We start from the raw sequence: 26576 nt of genomic DNA on the forward strand, positions 1-26576 counted from the left end.
ACAATTAGGGCATTTTCGAAACCCTCTGTTCTTTGTCTTTACGGAGAATTAATAGTCATTCTTCATTTATAGAAAAAAGATGCCTTTAAAAAAGGCATCTTTTTTCTGCTATCTATTTTGTAACTGTTTGTTTTTGCTCTTCTAGAAATTCGCCAATTTCGCGATATTTCTCATAGCGCTGGTTAACAAGCTCTTCTTTTGAAAGTTTTCTTAAAGATAAAAGAGATGATTTAATTGTCGCGTCAATAAATTGTGCCTGTTTCACAACATCGCGATGAGCTCCGCCGCGAATTTCTTCAATTACATCATCAATAACCCCTAATTCTTTCAAATCTGGAGCCGTGATTCTCATTGTTTCAGCTGCTTTTTTAGCAAGCGTCGAATCTTTCCAAAGAAGCGCTGCTGCTCCCTCTGGAGAAATGACAGAATAAGTGGAATTCTCAAGCATATGAAGATGATTGCTAAGACCTAATCCAATAGCACCACCACTCCCACCTTCTCCAATAACAACAGAGATAATCGGAACTGTAAATCCAGCCATTTCCATTAAGTTTTTGGCAATTGCTTCACTTTGCCCACGTTCTTCAGCTGCTTTTCCTGGATAAGCTCCTTTTGTATCGACAAAAGTAATAATCGGACGGTTAAACTTCTCGGCTTGCTTCATAAGACGAAGAGCTTTTCTATATCCTTCAGGATGTGGCATTCCGAAGTTACGACGAAGATTTTCTTTCGTGTCTTTTCCACGCTGATGGCCGATAACTGTAACAGGAAGACCATGGAATTTAGCGATGCCACCAATGATAGCTTCATCTTCACCAAAAAGACGATCGCCATGACACTCAAAAAAGTTCGTAAACAACTGCTCAATATAGTCTGCTGTTGTAGGACGTTCAGCATGTCTAGCAATCTGCACACGGTCCCATGGAGCGAGATGGTCATAAATTTCATGTTCCACACGCTTCAAGCGTTCTTCAAGCTTGCTTACTTCTCCAGATAAGTCAACGTCCGAGCTCTTAGCAAAGTTTTTAAGCTCTAGAATTTTATTGCGAAGCTCCACGACAGGGCGTTCGAATTCAAGCTCTACTGCCATTCTTCTCCACCTCCTGACTTATGCATATCAAGAATATTTCCAAGCGTTTCTTTCATATCATGCCTTTTAATGACAGCGTCAAGCTGACCATGTTTTAATAAAAATTCAGCTGTTTGAAAGTCCTCTGGAAGTTCTTCACGAATCGTTTGTTCAATAATTCGACGTCCAGCAAATCCAATAAGTGCACCAGGCTCAGCAAAATTGTAGTCACCAAGCGAAGCAAAGCTTGCAGAAACTCCTCCTGTTGTTGGATGTGTCATTACTGAAATAAACAGCTCTCCTGCTTCACCAAGACGGTTTAAAGCAACGCTTGTTTTAGCCATCTGCATAAGGCTTAATACACCCTCTTGCATACGAGCACCGCCGGAAGCTGTGAAAATCAAAAACGGCACGCTTTTTTCTACTGCTTTTTCTACCGCGCGCGTAATTTTTTCGCCAACTACAGATCCCATACTTCCCATTCTAAAATGAGAATCCATTACCGCTATAACAACATCTATACCATTGATCGTTCCTTCACCCGTTACAATTGCTTCATTCATTCCTGTTTTCTGTTGATCTTGTTGGATTTTTTCAAGGTAAGACGGAAAGTCTAACGGATTTGCAGACGTCATACCTTTGTCATATTCAACAAAACTTTCTTCATCAAGCAAACTTGAAATACGTTCATATCCTGTCATTTGATGATGATATCCACAGTTTAAACAAACTTTTAAATTCTTTTTCAATTCTTTTGTATACATGATTTTTTTACATTTCTTACACTTTGTCATAATTCCTTCTGGTACTTCTTGTCTTATATGTTCTGAAGGAATTGAAGCATATTTTTTCTTTTTAACAAACCAGTCTCTTAACAAAGTTTGCCCTCCCTTACATTTCATTAGTGTCATTGGAGTGAAAAGGCAAGCGTAAAATGCCTAAGAAGATCGCACTTGTACATATTTGCTTACGTTCAAGGTGCTTGTATTTTAGAATTAGAATAGCGGAACTTTCTAAAAGATGCTGTCAGTTTGTGACGCATGTCCTTCGACATTTTCACTTAAAATAAGCATTCATACAGTGTGAACGAAAGGTAAAAAGTGCTTCACCCATTCTATTATACAGGACTAAAGGATGAGGAGCTCCCTACTAGACGAACAAATGATAAGTTATTCCATATTAAGAATAATATAGTTATTATTACATACTTAAAAATGTTGACACATCTGCTCGAATAATAAGTCATGTTTGCTTAAAAAGCAAGGAGATTTTTGTAAAAGTTGCTTTTTCATCGCTCGAAAAGCTTTCTTTTCAAACTTCTTGTAAGCACTTAAAACGCGAGGAAGAAATTCAGAAAATCGAGTTTAAAGACCAGAAGTATGCGTTTCTTACGATGCCTCACTCTTCTTTCATTGGAAGAGCGCCTTTTTTACTAGGCGCTCTTTCAATGAATATAAAAATAGAAAGCAGGAAAACGGTTTTATTCAATAATTGTTAACTTACGCGTTTTCTCCGCTACTTCTTCTGGATTTACTTCAATACGAGCTACTCCTGTTTCCATAGCTGCTTTTGCAACCGCAGCTGCCACAGCCGGAGCTACTTCTGGGTTAAATGGAGCTGGGATTACATAGTCTGCGTTTAACTCTTCTTCAGAAATTAAACCAGCAATAGCCTCAACAGCTGCCATTTTCATTTTTTCATTAATATGTGTAGCACGCACATCAAGTGCACCACGGAAAATTCCTGGGAATGCAAGCACGTTGTTAACTTGGTTCGGGAAATCTGAACGTCCTGTTCCAATAACTTTGGCACCTGCTTCTTTTGCATCTTCAGGCATGATTTCTGGCGTTGGGTTTGCCATTGCAAAAATGATTGGATCAGTATTCATTGTTTGTACCATTTCTTTTGTAAGTGCACCTTCAACAGAAACACCAATGAATACATCTGCTTCACGAATTACGTCAGCTAAATCTCCTTCAACTCTGTCACGATTTGTATATGAAGCAACTTCTTTTTTCACATCGTTCATACCATATGAGCGACCTTCGAAAATTGCGCCTTTAGAATCACACATCACAACATCGCGCACACCATAACGGTATAAAAGTTTGATAATGGCAATTCCAGCTGCACCTGCTCCATTTGCTACAACTTTGATTTCAGACATTGATTTGCCAACAAGTTTTAATGCATTTAGGAGACCTGCAACTGTTACAATTGCTGTTCCATGTTGATCATCATGAAACACAGGAATGTTTGTTTCTTTTTTCAAACGTTCTTCAATCTCAAAGCAGTTAGGTGCTGCAATATCTTCTAAATTCACGCCACCGAACGTTGGCTCAAGCAGTTTTACAGTTTCAACAATTTTATCTACATCCGTTGTATTTAAGCAAATTGGAAACGCATCCACTCCAGCGAAACTTTTAAACAATACAGCTTTTCCTTCCATAACTGGTAAAGATGCTTCTGGGCCAATATTCCCAAGTCCAAGTACAGCTGTACCATCTGAAACTACTGCTACCATGTTGCCCTTCATTGTGTATTCATATACCTTATTAACATCATCATAGATGGCTTTACAAGGCTCTGCTACTCCTGGTGAATAAGCAAGACTTAAGTCTTTCGCATTTTTCACGGGAACTTTTGCTTTTGATTCTAATTTACCCTGATTCATACGGTGAATATGTAAAGCTTCCTCTTTCAATGACATAAAACTCTCTCCTTTGTCCGACAACTACTCAATTGTATAGAATAGTTAATAAATTTGAAGTTTTCTAATGTAAGACATTAACTCTTTTACAATATACCAAATGGGGACAGAATGTAAAGCATATTACTCACGAAGAATCACGTTTCCATCCCCTAGTATTTTCTTCAAATATTGCAAGCATTCATTACTTGGATTCACGTTAAAAGAAGGTGCTAAACGAATGGTTTTATCTTCAGTAGCATAGTAAATCATAACTGCTGTATCGCCTTTAAATCGCTTAAAAGTCTCTTCTAACTCTATGAAAACTTCTTCTTGCTTTTGCTGTGAATCTACTCTTAAATAGAGCGCTCTTAAGAAGCTTTGTTTCATATCTTCAAGTGAAATAACCTCATTAATAAGCAGCTGAAACTTATGGTTTCTTTCCTCTATTTTACCAACTATAAATATTTTACCATCAATACTTAATTTTTCTTGAAATTTTCTAAATGCATTTGGAAATACAATTCCTTCTATTTCTCCTGTTTCATCCTGCAAGTTCAAAAAAGCCATTCTCTCTCCTCGTTTTGTAAGGATTTCTCGTCGTTCCGTTACAAGAGCCCCTACTTTTACGTTTCCTTTTTTTTGCTGTCCTAAAGTGAAAAGAGGTTGTGCCCCTTCTTTTTGAAGGAACGGTCTATAAGAAGACAAAGGATGACTAGACAAGTAAAGTCCAAGTGCTTGCTTTTCATAACCAAGCTTTTCTTCCTCCGTTAAAGGCTCTGCTTTTGCATACTTTGGTTCAAACCCAAAATCCTCCATAAGACTTGCATGTTCGAAAGCAACGTCAATGGATTTGATCAATGTTGCTCTATCTTCCCCAAACTCATCAAATCCTCCCGCATAAATAAGAGAAATGAGACCATTCCGCCCAACAGCTTGTTCTGAAATGCGCATGCAAAAATCAAATAAGCTAGCGAACCTTTTCTCTTTTCTTTTTTCGATAATTTCACGAAGAGCTGTTTGCCCAATATATTTAATTGGCGCTAAACTGTAGCGAATAGCACTTTCTCCTTCCACAGTAAATGGGTAAACACTTTTATTAATAGAAGGAGGCAAAATTTCAAGGCCTTTTAATTTTGCTTCATGAACATATTGTTTAACTCTTTCCTCATTTCCAATTACGCTCGTTAGCAAAGCAGCTGTAAAGTGAGCTTTGTAGTGCGCCTTAAAGTAAGCAAGATAATAGGCAATAAGGCTATATGCGACAGCATGACTTCTGTTAAACCCATAATTTGCAAACTGCACAATTAATTGATAGAGATTTGAAGCAACTTCTATGCTATATCCTTTTTGCAAACATCCTTTGATAAAGTGCTGACGTTCTTCCTCAAGTGCACTTCGGTTCTTTTTACTTACTGCTCGTCTTAACAAATCAGCTTCCCCAAGCGTAAAACCTGCCAATCTTGAGGCAATTTGCATAATTTGCTCTTGATAAACAATAACGCCATATGTTTTCTCTAAAATCGGTTTTAAATCTTTATGGAAATAGTGAACTTCTTCTTTTCCATGTTTCCTTTTTATATAATGAGGAATCTGCTCCATTGGTCCTGGCCGATATAAAGCATTAACAGCAACTAAATCTTCGAACTCACTTGGTTTTAACGTTTTTAATACCTCTGTAATACCCGACGATTCAAATTGAAAGATTCCCGCTGTATCTCCATTGCTTAGTAGACGAAAAGTTTCTGAATCGTTTAAAGGAATGGTTTGAAGCGTTAGTGTTCTGTTGAACTTTTGGACAGATTTTAAGATTCTTTCTAGGATTGTTAAGTTCCTCAGTCCAAGAAAATCAATTTTCAATAGTCCTGCGGCAGCTGTTTCATTCATGGCGTATTGTGTTAAAGGTACGTCTCCATGCCCTTCCTGTAGCGGTACGTAATGTGTTAATGGCTGTTCACTAATTACAATGCCTGCTGCATGAATCGATGAGTGACGAGGCAAGCCTTCAACTAGGAGCGCTACTGAAAATACAGTCTGCAAAAGAGAGGAAGATTGAAGAATGGAGCGAAACTCTTCTGATGTGTTGTACACTTCTTTTAACGTTACTCCTTGCTTAGCCGGAATAAGTTTTGACAACTTGTTTATTTCTGCTCCGTCTACTCCAAATACTTTTGCAATATCACGCAAAGCTGCTTTTGCTGCTAAGGTTCCGAACGTAATGATTTGGGCAACATGCTCTTTTCCATATCTTTTCATAACGTACTGGATCACTTCATCACGGCGATGATCCGGAAAATCAATATCAATATCAGGCATGCTTATTCGCTCTGGATTTAAAAAGCGTTCAAATAATAAATCATATTGAATAGGATCAACAGTTGTAATATCAAGAGCATAAGCAACAAGTGACCCTGCAGCAGATCCCCTTCCAGGACCTGTTATAATTCCTTTTCGATGAGCAAAATGCATAAAATCTGCAACAATTAAAAAGTAATCGCTAAAGCTCATTTTCTCAATGACATTAAGCTCATACTGAAGGCGATGTTGATAACGTTTATCTTCAGAGAGCCCCTTTTGCTCCATCCCTCTCTCACAAAGCTTCCTTAAAAGAACATGAGCACTTTTTCCTTCTTCTACAGGATATTTTGGTAGAAAAGAAGAACCGAGACTCAATGAAACGCTGCAGTTGTTTGCAATGTGTACAGTTTCTTCTAATAGTGAGGGAAAATGGGCAAAAGCTTCTTTCATTTCTTCTTCTTTTTTTAAATAACGTTCCTGTTCGTGGATTTCAATTTCTTCTCTTTTAACACCTTTTCTCACCGCTTCTAAACATTGATAAGCAAGCTGATGCTCTTTCTCTAAATAACGAACATCGTTCGTACCTACCGCTTTTATTCCACAAGAGCGAAACATATTTATCGTTTCCTCTGAAGCTTCTTTCTCTGTTACAGCTATGTAGAAATGATGGCGAAATAGCGAGGAGAATGGTGACAGAATGTTTTTTACGTGTTCTTTATTAAAGAACAGCTGTGAATAAGGGAAAAGGGCAAACAGATGCTCACTGTACGTTCTCAACGTTTCAAGCGATACTCCTTCTTTCTCATTGATTTGTACAGCTGTCGCAAGTTTTAAGAGATGTTGATATCCTTGATTATTTCTAGCAAGCAAAATAAGATCATAGATTTTTTCTTCCACTTGTACTGTAAGTGTTATCCCTAGAATTGGCTTAATACCTTCTTTTTTGCATTCTTTATAAAAAGGAAGAATAGCGTGCATGACATTGTGGTCTGTTAAAGCAATTGCCTTTTGGCCATCTTCCTTTGCTTTTTGAACAAGTTCTTTTATTTTCACTGTACTCTGAAGCAAAGTATATCCACTTTTTACTTGCAAGTGAACAAATGACATTGCATTTCACCTTCCTTTGTAACATAACGTTTTCTTTTCCTCTTTCATACATGCCTCCTTCACACATATACATATAGAAAAGGAGGAGAAAGAGATGAAAGATACATTTGTAACCCTTTTTATTACGAGTTATTTTATTGCACTTGGTGTTATTATTGGCGGCTCTTTTATCGGCTCTTTTGGTGCCTTTTTAATGGGCAAGCCCCCTTTAACATATATGAACACTCTTTCCGACAACTTAAAAATCTGGGCCCTTATTGCGGCTATTGGCGGGACTTTTGATACTTTTTTCAGCATTGAAAAAGGCTTTTTTCAAGGCGCAACAAAAGAAGCGTTCAAACAGATTCTTTATATTCTTTCTGCTCTAGGCGGCGCTCAAACAGGTGCACTTCTTATCAAATGGCTTATCCAGGACTATCTCTCATCATGAGAATTCCACCTTTACATGAACGTCCTTCTTTTCGCTTTCTACTTGTCGGAGCATTTTTCGGAGCATTAATTAGCTGGGGCGTGTTTCTGTTTATGTACGGAACACTACAAGAAAGACAAACCATTACTATTATTAAACAAAAAAGAGAAATTGAACAACTGCAAGATCAACTGTCAATTTGGCAAAATGAACACGAAAGCGAGAAACCTGATGAGGAAAAACCACAAACAAAAGAGCTCGTTATCCAAAATTTAGATGTTAAAATTATAAATAGCGATAACTTTAAACTTGGATACTATTCTACCTTTTTTATCGAAGAAGCGGTTAAGAAAGAGTTAAACAACTTAATTTCTCAGCCTGTTGAAGAAGTTTATGAATCAAAAGAGCTCATAAAAAGAGTCATCGAAAACAGACAATATGAAATTGATAAAAAAATATACAGGATTGAAGTTCGAGAAATCCTTTTTCATCGGACTTTATCTGTTCAACTTAAAGTCACAGATGTAAAATCTTCCCTGTAAAAGCTATGGAAAAGGTGATTTCCATTCAAAAGGAAACCACCTCTTTCTCTACTCTTGACATACTTTTCGTAAATCATTTAAAACGGACTGAACGTCACTCCACTGATAAATAGAAGCTCCTGAAGCAAGCGGATGACCACCGCCGTTATAATTACGGGCAACACCGTTAATAACGGGTCCCTTTGAACGCAAGCGAACTCGGATTAGACTTTCTTCTTCAACAAAGAAAACCCAAGCTTTTACTCCATCAATGTTTCCAAGAAGGCCGACAAGCTGAGATGCTTCTGATGGAGTTGCATTATATTCTCGTAAAATATCCTTTGTAATTGTAATATAAGCAATTCCCTCTTCTTCAAAGGTGAAATTGTTTAACACATAACCTTGAAGACGTGCGACATTAAGCTTTGTTTTATACATTCCTTGATAAAGATCCGTGAATGAAAAATCAGCTTGAACAAGCTCACTTGCATATTGAAGCGTTCTTTGCGTTGTATTTGGAAAAAGGAAACGACCTGTATCCCCTACAATCCCTGCATAAATAAGGCGTGCAGCTTCCTTTGTCATTGTTAGTCCGCTGTCTTTTAGCTCTATGTATAGTTCATAAATCATCTCGCTTGTTGAACTTGCCGACGTTTCAACCCACAATAAATCTCCATAAGGGTCTTCATTTGGATGATGATCGATTTTAATGATAAACTTACCGTTTTTATAGCGCTGATCAGATACACGCGCTTCATTTGCTGTATCACACACAATTACAAGAGCATCGTGATAAATAGCATCATCAATCTCGTCCATTTTATAAAGAAACTCCAAAGAAGGATCACTAGCTCCTGTTACATAAATGTTTTTAGTTGGAAAAGAGGCCTTCAAAATTTCAGCTAATCCACCCTGTGAACCATATGCATCAGGATCTGGACGTACATGTCGATGAATAATGATGGTCTCATATTTCATAATTTCCTGCAAGATTCTTTCTTTCATTTTCTCTCTCCTTGAAATATCTAAAAGTAGACATTTAGAATTTATAGCTATGCTTTCGCTAAACTGTGCACTTTATTTACTGTATTATGATCTGTTTATATTACCTATTAAATCATACAATGGCTCTGTTTTAAATAAATGTCATCCCAGTTGTAGAAAAATTCCTTTTTACAAGCTAAAATAAAAGAAAATGAAGCATTACCACTATTAAAAGATGGAGGAATTGTATGCCTATTTTTGTAGTATTGATTATTTTTTCGCTCGTTTTTTATCTTTTCTACAAAACAAAGTACATTCGTTCAAAAGCTCCAATGGAAAAACAATGGCTCTCTGCTAAATGTAGCATTGCTCTTGGTCTCTTTGTTTTTCTGTTCGGAATAAACCTCTTTTTCATCCATAATTCTATTGTTTCCACAATTGTAGCATTTGTTTTCGTTTTACTAGGCGGAGCAAGCGTAATTGCCGCTTTCAAAGCTTACAAATACTATCTTCCAAAAACGATTGAAGAACGTAAATAACGTTCCATAAAAAAACGCAAAGCAGAGTTGCTTTGCGCCTTTTTATGTTCGATCAAGCACTTGAGCCATCATAAGTGCTTTACCAACTAGAACTCCTTCACTATATGCTTCAACATCTACTTTTCCGAATTTGCGACCAATTTCAAGTACTTTTGGACGAATTTCAAGCGTACTGTCAATTTGGACAGGTTTGATAAAATATAAAGTTACATTTTCAATAACGAGATCGCCTTTTTTATAGACACGAAGAGCTCTGTTTGTTGCTTCTGTCAATATCGTCATAAAAACCCCATTTGAAATAGTTCCCATATAGTTTGTCATTTGTGGCGTTACTTCACAACGATAATAGAAGTTATCTTTTGCCTCTGACACGTCTTGAAACTGACTTGTCACAATATCATCAATCGTCTCTCCAACTTGTGGCTGCTTTTGAATCATTTGAAGAGCTTTTAATACATCTTGCCTACTAATAATTCCTTGAAGCACATTATATTCATCTACAACAGGTAATATTTCAATCCCTTCCCATACCATCATATGAGCGGAGGAAGCAACAGACGTCTTTTGGTGGACGGTAATTGGATTTTTCGTCATCACTTTTTCAATAACCGTATCTCTGCTATAGTCAATAATGTCTTTTGAAGTCACAATTCCTTTTACATGTAAATCGTCATCTACAACTGGAAAACGAGTATGTTTTGTATGATGATTATACTCATACCATTTTGATATAGGATCACTTATGTTTAGAATAGCGGCATTCTCAGCAGATGTTAAAATATCTTCGACAAGGACAATTTCTTTTTTTATAAGGTGATCATAAATTGCTCTATTGATCATAGCTGCTACTGTAAACGTATCATAGCTTGTTGAAATAACAGGTAAAGCAAGCTCGTCCGCTAACTTTTTAACATGATCTTCAGTGTCAAATCCTCCTGTTATCAAAACAGCGGCTCCTGCTTCTAATGCTAGCTCATGAGCATCTGTTCGATTTCCGACAATAAGCAAGTTATCTGCTCCTGTGTAACGCATCATTGCTTCAAGTTTCATTGCTCCAATAACAAACTTATTGAGTGTTTTATGGAGCCCTTCCATACCGCCTAATACTTGCCCATCTACAATATTAACAACTTCTTCATACGTCAACTTTTCAATATTTTCTTTTTGTTTTCGTTCAATTCTAATCGTTCCAACTCTTTCAATGGTCGAAACATACCCTTTATTTTCAGCATCTTTGATGGCACGGTAAGCCGTCCCTTCACTTACTCCAAGGTCTTTTGCAATCTGTCGAACCGAGATCTTTTCGCCAATCGGTAAATGATCGATATGCTGCAAAATTTGTTGATGCTTTGTCGCCACGATTCTTCACCCTTTAAAATTACTTAGTTTATTTGTTAATCGCCACTGTTATCTATCTTTCTCTACAGCGTCATTTATTTTGTATACTCTACTTCATTAAACCATTTTTTTACGATGATGTAACTACTCTTTATCTTACTTTTCATTTTTCATAATAAAAAGCCTTTCTTTTTATGAAAGGCTTTCCATTTCTTTCTCTACTGATACATTCTTCTCTTCAAAGGGGCTTTTGCTTTTTTCACTTTTAGTCTTTTCTCTCCTTTAGGAGCGGATAAGAAAGCTAAGAAATTACCGCTTAAGACAAGAAGAGCAAAAAGAATCCATACTAGTGAGAAAAGACCAAATGTTCCCCCATAAAAAGGCTGTAGATATGGCATTGCATAATAAAGCAAAAGGCTTGTTAGCAAAACATATAAAAGATATTTCTGTTTCATATGGGCCTCCTAACTATTCCTTTTGCTTTATTTATATGCAGAACTTGTCTTAATCAGACGTAGACGTTATCCTTCACCTTGATTTTCACTGTATCCTGTGTCAAAATGACCATTTTCATACGCTTCCATAATGTGCTGGGTTGTCAGTTGTTCTCCTTCTTCATCGTAAAAAAACATTTCATCATAAGACTTGTTTACTGACTTTGGATCTTTCATCTATTATCACTCCTCAAATTATCTTTATTCTCCGTTATTTTCTACTTATTTTTTAACATTATTCCCAAAAAAAGAAGACACCTAATTGGTGTCTTCTTTTTATAACAATATGTGTTGCTTTGCCTTTTCAATTGCAAGGCTCACTTGCGCAAAGCCTGTGCCTCCTTGGCTATTACGACGCTTAACAGCATTATAAGGATCAATTACATCATAAATATCATTTTCGAAAAGATCTGATGCTTCTCTATACTGCTCTAATGTAAGATCTTGAAGATAAATGCCTTGATTAATGCATGTTAAAACAAGTTTTCCTACAACTTCATGCGCTTCTCTAAACGGCATTCCTTTTGATGCTAGATAATCGGCTAGCTCTGTCGCATTTGAGAAATCTTGTGAAGTTGCTTTCGTCATATTCTCTGTTTTGACAGTCATCGTATCAATCATGCCGCTGAAAATTGTCAACGAACCTTCAAGCGTTGTTACGGTATCAAACATTCCTTCTTTATCTTCTTGCAAATCTTTGTTATAAGCAAGAGGAGTTCCTTTTAGAACTGTTAAAAGACTGAATAAATTTCCGTATACGCGGCCTGTTTTCCCTCTAATTAACTCTGCCATATCTGGATTTTTCTTTTGTGGCATAATGCTACTTCCTGTTGCATATGTGTCATCCATTTCAATAAATTGAAACTCTTGGCTTGACCATAAAATCAACTCTTCACAGAATCGAGAAAGATGGGTCATAACAAGCGAACTATTGCTTAAAAATTCAATAATAAAGTCTCGATCGCTAACGGCATCCATACTGTTTTCATAGATACCTGAAAAGCCTAATAGCTCTGCTGAGTAGTTACGATCAATAGGAAAAGTTGTGCCTGCAAGCGCTCCTGCCCCAAGCGGTGAGAGGTCAATACGTTTTAATGATTCTGTAAAACGCTCAACGTCACGTTGCAACATCCAGAAATAAGCCATTAAATGGTGAGCAAATGAAACAGGCTGAGCACGTTGCAAGTGCGTATATCCTGGGAAAACAGTCTCAATATGTGCCTCAGCTTTATTTATAAGAACTGTTTGTAGTTTCTTTAATAAGCCAATAATCTCTGTAACGTGCTTTTTTAAATAAAGATGCATATCTGTTGCAACTTGGTCATTACGGCTTCTCCCTGTATGAAGTTTTCCTCCTACAGGCCCAATTTCATCAATAAGAAGTTTCTCTAAATTCAAATGAATATCTTCATACTGAGCAGAGAAAGAAAGCTCATTACTTTTTGCTTTCTCCGCTAATTTATTTAGTCCAGCCGTGATTTGGTCTTTCTCATCTTCTGTGAGAATGTTGCATTTTGCAAGCATTGCAACATGAGCAAGACTTCCTTGAATATCTTCTTCTACAAGTGCTTTATCGAATGTAATAGATGCTCCGAATTCGTCAATCCATTGCTCAGGACGTTTTGTAAAACGTCCTCCCCACAATTTGGTCATGAGTTCACCTTCTCCTTATTGTTCACCATGCTATTTACTTTTGTTGGTAAGCCCCAAAGGTTGATAAATCCAACAGCAGCATCATGATTAAATTCATCTTCTTTTGTATATGTTGCAAGTTTCTCATCGTATAGAGAATTTGGCGATTTTCTTCCTTCAACAACAGCATGACCTTTGAATAGTTTCACGCGTGCTGTACCGTTTACTGTTTTTTGTGTTTCTTTTAGGAAACCTAGTAGCGCTTTTGTAAGCGGTGAGAACCAAAGACCTTCATAAATAACTTCTGTTAATTTCTTTTCGATCACTGGTTTGAAATGTGCTACTTCTTTTACAAGTGTTAAGTCTTCAAGCTCTTTATGTGCTTTAATTAACGTCATTGCACCTGGGCATTCGTATACTTCACGAGATTTAATACCAACAAGACGGTTTTCAACGTGATCAATACGTCCAACGCCGTGTTTACCAGCAATGTTGTTTAATTTTAAGATAAGTTCAGACAGTGGAAGATTCTCTCCATCTAATGAAACAGGTACACCTTGAACAAATTCAATCTCTACAACATCTGCAACATCTGGTGTTGCTTCAACTGGAGTTGTAAGGTCATATGCTTCTTCAGGTGGTGCTGCCCATGGATCTTCTAAAACACCGCACTCATTGCTTCTTCCCCATAAGTTTTGGTCAATTGAGAAAGGGCTATCCAAATTGATTGGAATCGGAATATTTTTCTCTTTTGCATATTCAATCTCTTCTTCACGAGACCACTTCCAGTCACGAACAGGAGCTAATACTTCAAGGTTTGGATTTAAAGCATTGATTGATACTTCGAAACGCACTTGGTCATTTCCTTTTCCCGTACAACCGTGCGCTACAGCTACTGCATTTTCTTTTTCAGCTACTTCCACAAGTTTCGCAGCGATTAACGGACGAGAAAGTGCTGAAACAAGTGGATATTTCCCTTCATAAAGAGTGTGCGCTTGAAGCGCTGCTAATGCATAAACATTCGCGAATTCTTCTTTTGCATCGATAACATGTGAAGAAATTGCGCCAACAGAAAGTGCTTTTGATTGAACGAAATCTAGATCTTTTCCTTCGCCGACGTCTAAACAACATGCTACAACGTCATAACCCTTCTCTTGCAACCATTTAATTGCGACTGATGTATCTAATCCACCTGAGTATGCTAACACGACTTTTTCTTTTGCCATTTCTAAAATCCTCCTCTTAATATCCTTGCATATATATATATAAGTATATTTTTATCAATTTGTTTTTTTATTCATCTTTGTTAATAATAATGTATCACCTATCTCTCAGACTTTCAATACTTATTCATAAAAAAGTATAAATATTAGTGTATATTTCTTGTTTTTTTTATTCTCTCTTTCTATTTACTTTTCATTCAAGCCCGCTAACATAAGGTTTTTAGCCCTTTCATCCTCTTTTACTTTCAATGTTCACCTTTTTCTTTTTTTCTATCTTTTTGCAAGAAACAGTGAATAATCACTACATATTCAGCAAATACACATATTGTTAAAAAACAGGAACAAGTACTAACATAGCGGGCGAGGAGTAACAGTTTTTATACCTTATGAAAAGAAGGAAGAATTGTTGAATAAAGGGAGAAGCCTAAATTTTCTATAGGTATGTTATAAAATAAAAAGAAGCTGAAAAAACTCTCAGCTTCTTTTAAAATAGTTATTTAATATGTTTTATAACGTGAGCAAGTTCAGGAATGATGAGTTTATCCATCGCAAGTTTAACAGCTCCTGAAGAGCCCGGAAGAGAGAAAAGAGCTGTGTTCTTCACCACTCCGGCTGCAGCCCTACTTAATAGTGCTGCAGACCCGATATCTTCTTGATAACTTAACATACGGAAAAGTTCACCAAAACCAACGATTTCCTTTTCAAAAAGAGGTGTGACAGTCTCAATTGTTACATCTCTTTTAGCAAGTCCTGTGCCTCCATTTGTAATAACTGCTTCAATACGTTCATCATTAATTAACCTTTGAACAGCTTCTAAAATCACTTCTTTTTCATCTTTTACAATCACATGCTCAACAACTTTAAAATTCTTTTCCCCTAGTTTCTCTTTTATGAGTGCTCCACTTTTGTCCGTTTCTTTTGTTCTTGTATCACTAATTGTAATAACTCCACAAGCAACAGCCGTTGGTGCTTCCCTTTTGTGTTCTTCAACGCTCATTTTGCTTTCCTCCCTTCTCTTCCATTAAGAAGCGATATTGGTAGAAGCGTTTTGCAAAATCCGTTACTTCAGCTGTAAATTTGTAGTTAAAACTGCCTGAAAGAAGCATTGCAAAAAGAGATCGCTTCTTTGAAGAGTGACGTTTTGTTGATAAAATAAGCATTGTTTTAATAATTTGTTGTAATAGATGAGCACTTAATGCATTATGTAATACTTTTTCGCTTTGCTCGTTATAATAGGCCGTTTCAAACGTCTCAACCTCTTCTTTCAGCTGCTCCCAAGCAGCGAAACGATGCTCTTTTGGCACAATAGCTGCATGAAATACTTTTAGAATAAGAATCATTTCAAATGGATCTTCACAATCATATCCATAGCTTAGTGCTGTTAAATGGATAGATTGAAAATTCAATGTGATGAGAAGAGGAATATCTGTACCCACAAATAAAACATTTCCTGTTCCAGAAGCTGCTCCTTGAACAAACGAATAAAGCCGCTGCTTTTTCAGCTGCTCATCAGCGAGGTATGACAGCTGATCAATATTTAGCATCTTAAGATCCTGAATCTCCTCTATGCGCTCATCTAACAATGAAGCAGTTCTTAGAAGACGTTTACGCTCGCTTTTTTGTATGTAAGATCGATCAATAAAACCTTGAAGGTGAAAAAGCCCATTGTCTAGAAACTCCATGTACTTGTAGTATTTATCTTCAGGAAGGGAGTCAAAAAAGTTTTGCAGCAACTGCTTGTTCTCTCTCTCAGCTGATGTTAAACTCCACTTTTCAAGCTCCTGTTCCCATTGCAAGATTTCTTCAAGCATAATTCTTTCTCGGCTTGTACGTTTCATTCTCACACCTCCGTTATTGTTAAAGATTATTTTAACATAAGGAGATATAAGAAACATTAGGCGGTTACAGTTATCATTCCTTTATATTAAAATGAAAGAGACGGAACGTAAAAAGAAGGAGGCTATTTTTTTTCTATGAAAAATTCAATAAAACTTATCGCACTCGATATGGATGGTACGTTGTTAGATAATGAACAAAATGTATCTTCTCAAAACAAAGAGGCTATTAAGCTTGCTAAGCAACAAGGAATTCCAACTGTATTGAGTACAGGACGCTCACTTCTCACATGCCGCGAATATGCAGAATCGTTAGAGCTTTCCTCCTTCCTTGTTACTTCAAATGGAAGTGAAATATGGGATTCTTCTTTTAAGCTTGTTGACCGCAATCTTATTGAGCATGCTCATATCGAAAAACTATGGGAACTCAAACAAAAGTATAATATTTATTTTTGGGCCTCTACAACAGAACGATTATGGAGAGAAGAATTCCCTGATAAAATTGTGGAACATGAGTGGTTAAAGTTTGGATTTGATATTCCAGATGATAGCATCAGAAAAGCTGTTTTAGGAGAACTTCAAGAAAGTAAACAGCTTGAAATCACAAATTCAAGCCCAACAAATATTGAAATCAATGCTGTTGGAATTAATAAAGCAAAAGCATTGATGAAAGTTTGTGAACGGTTAGATATTACAATGGATAACGTTATTGCAATGGGAGACAGTTTAAATGATATCGCTATGATTGAAGAAGCGGGTGTTGGAGTTGCAATGGGGAATGCCCAAGAAGTTGTGAAAGAAAAAGCAGATTGGATTACTTCTCCAAATATTGAGAATGGAGTTGCAAAAGCTATCCATCACTGGGTTTTATCCTAAATAAAAATCCCCTTCTATGAGGGGATTTTTTATTTACCAGCCGTATTCGTATTGAACAGGGGCTTCAATTTCTTCACGAAGTTCTTTTGCAGCTGTTCTTGGCCAATATGGATCGCGAAGCAATTCACGAGCTAAGAATACTAGGTCTGCGCGATTGTTACGTAAAATCTCTTCTGCTTGGAAACCGTTTGTAATAAGACCAACAGCTCCTGTATCAATATTTGCCTCATTTTTAATTTGATCTGCAAATTGAACTTGATAACCAGGATATGCTGTAATTGGTGCTGGGGCTACGGCACCTGAACTTACATCAATAAGATCTACACCTTGTTCTTTCATCCATTTCGCAAATGGAACATAGTCGTCGGCTTTTAAGCCTTCCTCAAGATAGTCAAATGCAGAAACGCGAACAAATAGGGGTCCGTTCCATTCTTCTTTCACAGCTTCAATCACTTCTTTTAAGAAACGATAGCGATTTTGGGGTGATCCACCATACTCATCTTCTCGTTTATTACTAATTGGAGAAAGAAATTCATTAATTAGATAACCATGTGCACCGTGAATTTCAATAATGTCAAACCCAGATTCTTTCGCTCTACGCGCACCTTCTTTAAAGTTTTGGATTGTATTTTGAATATCTTCCTTTGTCATTTCTTTCGGTGTTTTGTAGCTCTCATCAAAAGCAATAGCAGAAGGAGCCAAAATTTCTTCTTCAAGCTCCGCTTTACGACCTGCGTGTGCAAGCTGAATGGCTACTTTTGCACCGTGCTCTTTACTTAAAGAAACAATATTTTTTAATCCATCAATATGTTCATCGCTCCAAATCCCAAGATCACGAGGAGAAATACGTCCTTCTGATGAGACAGCTGTTGCTTCAACTATAATAAGACCAACTTGACCAACAGCACGAGTTGTATAGTGTGTTAAGTGCCAGTTTTTCACTTTCCCACTTTCATCACTTGAATACATGCACATAGGAGACATAACAATTCTATTTTTGATTGTAACACCTTTCACTGTATAAGGGGAAAATAACTTCGTTTTCATAACTTTCGCCTCCCGAAATTTTTAGATGGAAACAGAGATATTGTATCATCTCCTCTTCTACACTTCACTTAAGATGCTCAAAGTAAATCTTCTTTATAAAAAAAACCTCTTTCCAATAAGGAAAAGAGGCTTTCTCTTTTATTACATGTTTGCTAAACGAGTTACGTCGCGAGCAATCATTACTTCTTCGTTTGTTGGGATAACAATAACTTTTACTGGAGAGTGTGGATAGCTTACAAAAGCTTCGTCCCCACGTACATTGTTAAGGTCTTTGTCCCAATATACGCCCATAAATTCAAGGCCTTTTAGAATACGCTCACGAATTTCCACGCTGTTTTCACCGATACCAGCAGTGAATACAATTGCATCAACACCAGACATGCGTGCAGCATATGAGCCAATATATTTATGGATACGGCTTGAGAATACTTCAAGAGCTAACTCTGCACGTTCGTTGCCTTCTTCGGCTTGTCCAAGTAGGTCGCGAAGGTCACTTGAAATACCAGAAACACCAAGAAGTCCACTTTCTTTGTTCAATACTTGAAGAACTTCATCAGCTGTTTTTCCTGTTTTCTCCATAATAAAAGGAATTAAGGCTGGGTCAATGTTACCTGAACGTGTTCCCATTGCCACACCTGCAAGTGGTGTGAATCCCATTGAAGTATCAATTGATTTCCCACCTTCAACAGCAGCAATACTTGCACCGTTTCCTAAGTGGCAAGTAATGATGCGAAGTTGCTCAATCGGACGACCAAGTAACTCTGCAGCACGTTGTGATACAAATTTATGTGAAGTACCATGGAAACCATATTTACGTACGCCATATTTCTCATAGTACTCATATGGTAAGCTATAAAGATAAGATTGCTCTGGCATTGATTGATGGAATGCTGTATCAAATACAGCAACTGAAGGAATGTTTGGCATAATTTCTTTGAATGCTTTAATTCCTACAACGTTTGCTGGGTTGTGAAGAGGAGCTAGTTCGCTTAACTCTTCAATTTGCGCTAATGTTTCATCAGTAATAAGAGCAGAATCGCTAAATGTTTCTCCACCATGTACAACACGGTGACCAACGCCATTGATTTCATCATAAGAACTAATAACGTTTTCAGAAATTAATTTATCAAGCAAGATTTTCACTGCCACAGCGTGATCTGGGATATCTGTTATTTCTTCTTTCTTTTCTCCATTAACAGCGATATTAAATACTGCGTTATCTAATCCAATACGTTCTACAAGACCTTTTGTTAATACCGTCTCACTTGGCATTTCGAATAATTGAAATTTAAGTGATGAACTACCGGCATTAATTGCCAAAATTTTGGTCATACTCAAATACAGCTCCTTTTTTCATATAGACACGGACTAGGTAGCTTATTGCGCCACCATGTTCTACAATTTTCTATGTTATTCGACACAATTTCTATCCTATTCCATTTAATCACTAGTAGTACACAATTTCAATATAGTAAACGCTATCAGTAAATATTCATTTTTTTCTGACATCTAATATATTTTTGTAATATAAATAACCTTTTTGTAACTGTTTACTTTTTTATTCGAATAAATCCTCAAGAATTTACTATATCAAAATAAAATAAGAATACGACAGATTTCTATCGTATTCTTATTCTTCATTGCTTTGCAGTAAACCATTCATTAATTTGACTCATAATATCACTCATAGCTTCTTTATTTGAGAAAGAAGGCAGATCAACAAGCAAAGCCTGTGAAGGTGGGACTGCAGTAGCTCCTTTTTTCTGAACAATGAAGATACTTTTAGCATGCTGTTCTTTTTTAAACATTGTTAGTGGAAGTTGAAGCAGTCCTTGAATAAATCCTTCCTCTTTAATGAAAGCATGTAGTTTCTTCGCTTCATCCCCTGAAAAAATATTATTCGGAACAAGAGCAATAAGGTAGCCTCCTTCTTTTAAATAGCGGAAGCTTTGTTCGATAAATAAATAATGAGCATATGAATGCCCTTCTTCTGCTCTTAAGCGATAATTTGAAGCACCTTCATCGTTAGGATAATAACCAACTGGTAAATCTACTGTGACAACGTCAACAGGATCAACAAAGAGAGGCTGTAAGCTATCTTGATTAAAAAATTCCATTTCATGATGCTGCAGATTTGCATTAACATACGAAAGTTTTACAAGAAGCTCGTCAACATCACTTCCGTATGCCCGTACTTTTTTGCTATTTCCATTTAAAATAGCTGTAAGTAGGTTCCCCGTTCCAACAGCAGGATCTAGTATGGAAACCTCATCTTTTTTCTCCATCAATTTTTGAACAAAATAACCAACAAAGATGCTGACTGCATCGGGAGTCATTTCATGATTAGGCTGTGTTGCTTCTTTCATTCCTTTTAATACTGCGAGCTGAAAAGCTTTTCGAATACTCTCTTTAGATAGCTTTTCGATATCTACACGTTCATATTCTTTTTCAACACGCTTTTTTGTTACATCATCAACTTCTTCCTGAAGAATCGCTTTTTCAAATAAATTTTCGCCTGTTTCACTAACAGCCTCCAAGTACGTGCAGTTCAATTTATTTCGCAAAATGTTTGCTGTATCATCTATCACTTTAAAGAGCGTTTCCATCTCTTTGAGCTCAGTCATTTCTATCTCCTCCGAATCAAAAATCTCTTTTGATAACTTGACTATTTTAGCATATTTCCAAATCGAGACGCAAAAAAAGACCCCGAGAGTTTCGAGGCCTTTTTATGAAAAAATTACTTTGCTGCTTTTGCCGCTTCGATAGCTGCTTCATAGTTTGGATGTTCTGTTACCTCTTCAAGGTATTCTGCATATGTTACGTTGTCTTCTGAATCAACTACGAATACAGAACGCGATAAAAGACGAAGTTCTTTAATCGTAACACCAAATGCTTCGCCGAAGGAAAGATCACGATGATCTGATAAAGTTTGAACGTTTTCAATACCATTGGCACCGCACCAGCGAGCTTGAGCAAATGGAAGATCAACGCTAACCGTTAGCACTTTCACATTTTCAAGTGAAGCTGCTTCTTCATTGAAACGACGTGTTTGTGCATCACAAACGCCTGTGTCAATTGAAGGCACAACGCTAATGATACGAACAGAACCTTTTGAATCATCTAAAGTAACTTCTGATAAGTCGTTTGCTAATACAGTAAAGTTTGGAGCTTTTTGTCCTACTTCTACTTTTTTCCCTAGAAGCGTTACTTCATTTCCTTTAAATGTTGTCATGATAATTTCCTCCTATATAAAAAGAATATGTACATTTAAATGTTAGCCTGTTTATGTACATATTGCAACGATTTCGTTCTGTCACTTTTCACAAGGAGAAACATTGATTATGCTTCAGGATCAATTCCTTTTGCATGGCTGTCAGAAGAAGAGCCTTTTTTCTTTCCATCTTCCTTCTTTTTAAAGAGTCCTTGTATCTTTTCTACTGCTTGTGGTGCTGTTTCTAACAATCGCTCGTAAAGATGCGTACTTTCATCAAGATGCAGCATTTTCACACCTGAAGAATTGACAATAAGAAAAGCAATTGGCGTAATGGATACTCCGCCACCGCTTCCTCCTCCAAAAGGACTTCGCTCTTTTTTAGACGGAGTATGAGCAGACTGGCTGCCTCCTTCTCTCTTTCCCCCATCTGTAGAAAAATCACTTCCTCCTGCCGCAAAACCAAAACCGACTTTAGATACGGTTAAAATTACGCTTCCGTCAGGTGTTTCAACAGGATCTCCTACAATTGTATTAACATCAATCATTTCTTTTAAGTTTTCCATTGCTGTAGACATTAAGCCTTCAATAGGGTGTTCACTCATGAGGAAACCTCCTTGTGCTCGTTTTTAAATTTCTCTTTTTTACGTATTATGCTACGTCGATGTGAAAGCATAGCTATTCCCGTTAATATAGCATGACCGTTTTGGACTGAAACCATACATTGGAAGGACGTATATGAAGCTGGCTTATTAAATATGGGCGTAACAGCTAGTTTTGGTTCAGGGTGAACATTCATATATTCCACAAGTAGACCTACAATGCTTCCCTTAATCCCCCAGCATACTCCACTTAGAACACCCGTTATTGCTGCATCTCTCACACCAATTTTCGTTTCCCAATCAAGATTACGAACGTGCACCTTTCTTAAAAATCTTCGAACAATTTCATGAAAAGAAACGATATCTTGAATGACCTCTTCTACCCGATGAAACAAGTCAGTGACATTTTCGACCGAAATACTTTCTTGTGTCGATCCTTTTTTATTATTATTAATGGATTCTGTTTGCTTGATTTTCAACTTAGTTTCGCCGTCATCTTCATTTAATGTTGCTTCAGGGATTTCATATGTATAACGAATAAGCCCAAAGAGTGCTTTGCATTTTATCTGATAAAAGTCATCTTTATGCTGATGGCGAAGATGAACCTCTATTGTTATGTTAGTAAACCAAACTAAAATAAAAAATGCGATAAGAACAAGGAGTATAATGAATACAACATTCACCTTCTACCACCTCCAAATATTTATTATTTCCCATTTATCCCACTCTAAACCCAGTTACTATTAACAAATTAGTTCTCTATCCCGTAATCAAAAACTATAAAATTAATGGAATGTGAAATAATTATTTTAATTTTCTAACACTTGATGATATGATAGAAGGTAGAAAGCGGTTACTCTATTATCATCATATGGGAGGTTAAATCATGACAGCACATCGTAATAATATCTATTTATTCTACAAAAAAAATGAAAAAATTCTTGCAAACCTAAGCAGCTTGCACGAGCTAGCCGAACAAAATGGATTTAATATTGTCAGCACGATGAAAGAGGCAAACATCATTGCAGCCCTTGGAGGAGACGGAACATTCCTACAAGCTGTCCGTAAATCAGGGTTCAGAGATGACTGTTTATATGCTGGTGTAACGCTTGATGAACAGCCTAGCTTTTACTGTGACTTCAACATCGATGAAAAAGAAAAAATGGTTGAAGCTATGACAAATGCTGACATCGAAGTACGCCGCTTTCCCATTATAGAAGTAAAGGTGGATCAGAATCCTCCTTTTTATTGCTTAAATGAATGTACAATTCGCTCCTCTGTCATTAAGACTTTAACAGCGGATGTATATATTAATGACCTACATTTTGAAACGTTCCGAGGAGATGGCATTGTCATTGCAACGCCAACTGGAAGTACAGCATACAACAAATCAATCAATGGTGCTGTTGTAGATCCATTAATGGACTGCATGCAAATTAGTGAAATTGCTTCTCTTAATAATAATACGTACAGAACGCTTGGCTCTTCTTTTATTTTAAGTGAGCAAAACTCTCTTACATTAAGACTTGGAAGCTACCAAAACTTAAATCCAATTGTAGGCGTTGATAATGAAGCATTGAATATTCAACAGCTTGAAAAAATCGAAGTAAAGCTTCATCATCAAAAAATTAAAACTGTAAAATTAAAAGATAATTCGTTCTGGCGCCGTGTACAGCGCACGTTTTTATAAAAAACAAAAAGGCTTGGACATTTATTGTCCAAGCCTTTTTAATGTCTACAGCATATAATTTCAAGTTCTATAAAATTACGTGCTAAAATTAAAATTCACTGCTTTCTTTATTTTTCTCAAACATAATTGTTTCATCAACGACTGTCATACTTACTCCAACGTTTGGAATAGCGTCTTCTTCAATCTTAAATAAATCTTGTTCTAACACTGTAAAATCTGCTAAATACCCTTCCGCAATTTTCCCTCTATCTCTCTCTCGACAAACAGCTTGAGCACTTCCTTCTGTGAAAAGCTTTATTGCTTCATATATGGAAAGCTTTTCAGAAGGAATATACTCTATATTTGAAGATGGGCCTCTTTTGGTAGTAACAGCAGCATGAATGCCTAAAAGCGGATTTACAGGCTCGATTGGTGCATCTGAGCCTCCTGCACACATAATTCCTTCTTGTAATAATGTTTTCCAAGGGTAGAGATATGAAAACGTATTTTCCCCAACTTTATCAAGAACCCAAGGAAAATCACTTGCAACAAAACGAGGTTGAACATCGAGTACGACGGGAATTTCTTTCGTTCGTTGAATCAAATCATCTCTTAAAATTTGAGCATGAATAATACGATCTCGCTGTCCCTTTTTTGGTGGATAAGCTTCTAAACTTTCTAGAACATACTCATAAGCAAGATCTCCAATTGCATGAACTGCTACACTCATTCCATGACTTCTTGCTGCTTTTACAAGCCCTTGTAGCTCTTCCCTTGTATGAATGGCAACACCATTCGTTGACGGATTATCCTTATATGGAACGCTTAAAAGAGCCGATCTGCTGCCAAGCGATCCATCTGAAAAAATCTTCATAGCATCAAGTTCAACAAAAGAAGATTGTTTCTTATTCTTTGCCATATATTGAATCATATCTCCTACAACTTCATGATGGACAAGCAAGTTTAAACGAAACTTGCATCCGCTTTGTTCTGTTACATAGAGAAATGTCTCATACGTTTCTTTAAAACCTGTGTAATAGTTTAAATCCTCTGTATGCCCTCCAGTTAGACCAACCTTTAAGCAATCTTCAATCCCCATCTGCAAGGCCTTTTGCACATATGCTTTAGAAACAGGAGGCATATATGCTGTAACCAAATCTTGAGCTCTGTCAAGAAGCATTCCTGTTGGCTCTTTTCTACTATTTTTTACAATAACTCCACCAGGAGGATTTGAAGTATGTTTATTAATACTTGCTAGCTTTAGTGAATAACTATTCGCGAGACTTGCATGATGACAAATTCTTCTTGCAATGAGCGGATGTCCCTTGCTTACCTTATCAAGTTCCTCTGCTGTTGGAATGCTTTTATCCTCCCATTCATTTTCATTCCATCCTTCTCCAATAAGCCATTCCCCTTCTTCAAGTTCTTCTGCTTTTCTTTCTAAGAGGTGAAGCATTTCCTCCTTTGATTTTGCTTGTGATAAGTCCAGACGCATTAACCGTTCTCCATGTCCTATAAGGTGCATATGACTATCAACAAACCCTGGATACATGACAGACCCTTGTAAATTTATAACTTCTTCAATAGCATGTTTGTATTCTTGACGAAGCTTTTCTTTTTCTCCAACAGCTTTTATAATTCCGTTTTCAGTAAAAACTGCTTCAACTGTCTCTCCTTGGTTTTTCATCGTATAAATTATGCCGTTACACCAAAGCTTTCCCATCACAATAACCCCTTTTATCATCATAATTGTTGTACTATGTATCGTATCACACAGAAATAAGCTCAACAAAAAAAGAGCAGAAATTCTGCTCTTTTCCTTGTCTAAAATAATGATTCTTCAATGCTGTTAGAGCTGTCGTTTGGCTGAATAAGAATGGTTTCTGTTTCATTGACAGCTTTTTCAATTAGTTCATCAAAATCTACGAACTCTTCATAGCGCTGCACCTTCTCAAGCTTTGGACGAGTTTTAGGCGCTACTGGTGTAAAGATTGTACAGCAATCCTCATAAGGACGAATCGAAATATCGTACGTGTTGATTTTTTTAGATACTGAGATGATTTCAGTTTTATCTGTAGCAATAAGTGGACGTAAAACAGGTGTTGATGTAACATCATTAATCGCCACCATGCTATCAAGCGTTTGGCTTGCTACTTGTCCAAGACTTTCTCCTGTTACAATAGCTAGACCACCGTTTTGTTCTCTAATTTTATCCGCAATTTTTAACATCATACGACGTGTTGATGTCATTGTATAGTTTTCTGGAACCTGCTTATGAACAAGCTGCTGAATCTCTGTGAACGGAACAATATGAAGCTTAATGCTCCCTCCGTATTTTGTTAACTCTTTTGTTAAATCTACTACTTTTTCCTTTGCACGTTCACTTGTAAAAGGAGGACTGAAAAAGTGGACAGCTTCAATTTCAACACCGCGCTTCATTGTTAAATAACCAGCAACAGGGCTATCAAGTCCACCTGAAAGCATTAAAGCAGCTGTTCCGCTCGTACCAACAGGAAGACCACCAAGTCCTTCGTAATCCCCACTCATAATATATGTTGCTTCATTACGCACTTCCACTTTTACATTTACATCTGGGTTGCGAACATCAACAGTTAGATTTTTTGTATTGCGAAGCAAATGGGCACCGATTGTTTGATTTAATCCATTTGTATCATACGGAAAATCTTTGAAAGAGCGGCGTGAAGAGACTTTAAATGTCACACCCTCTTTATCATATTCTTTCAATGCTTCAAGAGCAGCTTCTTTCATTTTCTCGATATCATTATCTACTTTTTGAGCTAAGCTAAAGCTTTGAATCCCGAAAACTTTTCGTAAACGTTCAATGATTATTTTCTCATCTTCATCATGAAGTTGAATGTACATGCGATCTCGAGTTTGAACAATCTCTATCCTGGGAACATCATAAAGAACACTCTTAATATTTTTACGTAATCGGCTTACAAATTTTTTGCGGTTTTGGCCTTTTGTTGAAATTTCTCCATATCGAATTAGAATATGATCATATTTCATGGA

25 protein-coding genes are annotated in these 26576 nt (G+C 36.8%); 5 read left to right on the top strand and 20 right to left on the bottom strand.

Features of this window, described 5'->3' with window-relative positions; translation table 11 throughout:
- Positions 1–112 precede the first annotated feature (112 nt).
- The 4 genes from accA to dnaE form a co-directional block, all read right to left on the bottom strand.
- Positions 113–1090 carry an acetyl-CoA carboxylase carboxyl transferase subunit alpha gene (gene accA, locus BM012_RS03815; RefSeq protein ID WP_061802203.1) on the bottom strand — a complete coding sequence of 326 codons (978 nt, stop codon included), beginning with the start codon at positions 1088–1090 and terminating at the stop codon, positions 113–115.
- The gene (gene accD, locus BM012_RS03820; RefSeq protein ID WP_061802204.1) at positions 1081–1947 is read right to left on the bottom strand and encodes an acetyl-CoA carboxylase, carboxyltransferase subunit beta; all 867 of its coding nucleotides are present in this window, start codon (positions 1945–1947) and stop codon (positions 1081–1083) included. The genes accA and accD overlap by 10 nt, the downstream gene beginning before the upstream one ends.
- A gap of 602 nt (positions 1948–2549) precedes the next feature.
- Positions 2550–3779, bottom strand: a complete 1230-nt coding sequence (locus BM012_RS03825) for an NADP-dependent malic enzyme (protein WP_061802205.1) — start codon at positions 3777–3779, stop codon at positions 2550–2552.
- A 123-nt stretch (positions 3780–3902) separates the two neighbouring features.
- The gene (dnaE, locus tag BM012_RS03830) at positions 3903–7163 is read right to left on the bottom strand and encodes a DNA polymerase III subunit alpha (protein ID WP_061802206.1); all 3261 of its coding nucleotides are present in this window, start codon (positions 7161–7163) and stop codon (positions 3903–3905) included.
- Between the two features lie 94 nt (positions 7164–7257).
- On the opposite strand from dnaE, the gene BM012_RS03835 reads away from it, so the two are divergent.
- Positions 7258–7593 carry a sporulation membrane protein YtrH gene (locus BM012_RS03835; protein ID WP_061802207.1) on the top strand — a complete coding sequence of 112 codons (336 nt, stop codon included), beginning with the start codon at positions 7258–7260 and terminating at the stop codon, positions 7591–7593.
- Positions 7563–8114 (top strand): sporulation membrane protein YtrI, encoded by a 552-nt coding sequence (ytrI, locus tag BM012_RS03840; RefSeq protein ID WP_061802208.1) that lies wholly within the window; start codon positions 7563–7565, stop codon positions 8112–8114. The genes BM012_RS03835 and ytrI overlap by 31 nt, the downstream gene beginning before the upstream one ends.
- A 48-nt stretch (positions 8115–8162) precedes the next feature.
- Here ytrI and BM012_RS03845 read toward each other — a convergent pair whose 3' ends face one another.
- Positions 8163–9098 (bottom strand): DHH family phosphoesterase, encoded by a 936-nt coding sequence (locus BM012_RS03845; protein ID WP_061802209.1) that lies wholly within the window; start codon positions 9096–9098, stop codon positions 8163–8165.
- Between the two features lie 227 nt (positions 9099–9325).
- On the opposite strand from BM012_RS03845, the gene BM012_RS03850 reads away from it, so the two are divergent.
- Complete coding sequence (locus BM012_RS03850; RefSeq protein ID WP_061802210.1) at positions 9326–9616, top strand: YtpI family protein; 291 nt, start codon at positions 9326–9328, stop codon at positions 9614–9616.
- A 42-nt stretch (positions 9617–9658) separates the two neighbouring features.
- On the opposite strand, the gene BM012_RS03855 is transcribed toward BM012_RS03850, so the two are convergent.
- From BM012_RS03855 to BM012_RS03880, 7 genes are all read right to left on the bottom strand, one after another.
- A complete protein-coding gene (locus tag BM012_RS03855; protein ID WP_061802211.1) occupies positions 9659–10975 on the bottom strand; it encodes a DRTGG domain-containing protein in 1317 nt (438 codons plus the stop codon).
- 197 nt (positions 10976–11172) lie between these two features.
- Positions 11173–11409, bottom strand: coding sequence for a hypothetical protein (locus BM012_RS03860; RefSeq protein ID WP_061802212.1), 237 nt, complete (start codon positions 11407–11409; stop codon positions 11173–11175).
- A gap of 66 nt (positions 11410–11475) precedes the next feature.
- Positions 11476–11625 (bottom strand): hypothetical protein, encoded by a 150-nt coding sequence (locus tag BM012_RS26275; protein ID WP_161939272.1) that lies wholly within the window; start codon positions 11623–11625, stop codon positions 11476–11478.
- Positions 11626–11724: 99 nt separating this feature from the next.
- Complete coding sequence (gene argH, locus BM012_RS03865; protein ID WP_061802213.1) at positions 11725–13101, bottom strand: argininosuccinate lyase; 1377 nt, start codon at positions 13099–13101, stop codon at positions 11725–11727.
- Positions 13098–14306, bottom strand: coding sequence for an argininosuccinate synthase (locus BM012_RS03870; protein WP_019391199.1), 1209 nt, complete (start codon positions 14304–14306; stop codon positions 13098–13100). The genes argH and BM012_RS03870 overlap by 4 nt, the downstream gene beginning before the upstream one ends.
- A gap of 490 nt (positions 14307–14796) precedes the next feature.
- A complete protein-coding gene (locus tag BM012_RS03875) occupies positions 14797–15300 on the bottom strand; it encodes a MogA/MoaB family molybdenum cofactor biosynthesis protein (RefSeq protein ID WP_061802214.1) in 504 nt (167 codons plus the stop codon).
- Positions 15290–16141: an EcsC family protein gene (locus BM012_RS03880; RefSeq protein ID WP_061802215.1), complete on the bottom strand. Its 852-nt coding sequence runs from the start codon at positions 16139–16141 to the stop codon at positions 15290–15292. Before BM012_RS03880 ends, BM012_RS03875 begins: the two co-directional genes overlap by 11 nt.
- A 135-nt stretch (positions 16142–16276) precedes the next feature.
- Here BM012_RS03880 and BM012_RS03885 point away from each other — a divergent pair, with 135 nt between their 5' ends.
- Positions 16277–17014, top strand: coding sequence for a Cof-type HAD-IIB family hydrolase (locus tag BM012_RS03885; RefSeq protein ID WP_061802216.1), 738 nt, complete (start codon positions 16277–16279; stop codon positions 17012–17014).
- Positions 17015–17047: 33 nt separating this feature from the next.
- On the opposite strand, the gene namA is transcribed toward BM012_RS03885, so the two are convergent.
- The 6 genes from namA to BM012_RS03915 all read right to left on the bottom strand — a co-directional run bounded on the left by namA (position 17048) and on the right by BM012_RS03915 (position 22557).
- Complete coding sequence (namA, locus tag BM012_RS03890; RefSeq protein ID WP_061802217.1) at positions 17048–18061, bottom strand: NADPH dehydrogenase NamA; 1014 nt, start codon at positions 18059–18061, stop codon at positions 17048–17050.
- A gap of 141 nt (positions 18062–18202) precedes the next feature.
- Positions 18203–19393, bottom strand: a complete 1191-nt coding sequence (locus BM012_RS03895; protein WP_061802218.1) for an acetate kinase — start codon at positions 19391–19393, stop codon at positions 18203–18205.
- 305 nt (positions 19394–19698) lie between these two features.
- Positions 19699–20685 carry a class I SAM-dependent methyltransferase gene (locus BM012_RS03900; RefSeq protein ID WP_061802219.1) on the bottom strand — a complete coding sequence of 329 codons (987 nt, stop codon included), beginning with the start codon at positions 20683–20685 and terminating at the stop codon, positions 19699–19701.
- A gap of 113 nt (positions 20686–20798) precedes the next feature.
- The gene (gene tpx, locus BM012_RS03905; protein WP_111922039.1) at positions 20799–21299 is read right to left on the bottom strand and encodes a thiol peroxidase; all 501 of its coding nucleotides are present in this window, start codon (positions 21297–21299) and stop codon (positions 20799–20801) included.
- A gap of 101 nt (positions 21300–21400) precedes the next feature.
- Positions 21401–21877: a GerW family sporulation protein gene (gene ytfJ / locus BM012_RS03910; protein ID WP_061802221.1), complete on the bottom strand. Its 477-nt coding sequence runs from the start codon at positions 21875–21877 to the stop codon at positions 21401–21403.
- Positions 21874–22557 carry a DUF2953 domain-containing protein gene (locus tag BM012_RS03915; RefSeq protein ID WP_061802222.1) on the bottom strand — a complete coding sequence of 228 codons (684 nt, stop codon included), beginning with the start codon at positions 22555–22557 and terminating at the stop codon, positions 21874–21876. The genes ytfJ and BM012_RS03915 overlap by 4 nt, the downstream gene beginning before the upstream one ends.
- A 203-nt stretch (positions 22558–22760) precedes the next feature.
- On the opposite strand from BM012_RS03915, the gene BM012_RS03920 reads away from it, so the two are divergent.
- Positions 22761–23564, top strand: coding sequence for an NAD kinase (locus BM012_RS03920; protein WP_019391189.1), 804 nt, complete (start codon positions 22761–22763; stop codon positions 23562–23564).
- Between the two features lie 88 nt (positions 23565–23652).
- Here the strand turns inward: BM012_RS03920 and BM012_RS03925 are convergent, their stop codons facing one another.
- The gene (locus tag BM012_RS03925; protein WP_061802223.1) at positions 23653–25266 is read right to left on the bottom strand and encodes an amidohydrolase; all 1614 of its coding nucleotides are present in this window, start codon (positions 25264–25266) and stop codon (positions 23653–23655) included.
- A 101-nt stretch (positions 25267–25367) separates the two neighbouring features.
- Entirely contained in the window at positions 25368–26573 is a 1206-nt protein-coding gene (gene thiI, locus BM012_RS03930) for a tRNA uracil 4-sulfurtransferase ThiI (protein WP_061802224.1), read from the bottom strand.
- Positions 26574–26576: the final 3 nt, after the last annotated feature.

It is taken from the genome of Priestia endophytica DSM 13796 (assembly GCF_900115845.1).
In the GTDB taxonomy this organism is placed as follows: Bacteria; Bacillota; Bacilli; order Bacillales; family Bacillaceae_H; genus Bacillus_I; species Bacillus_I endophytica.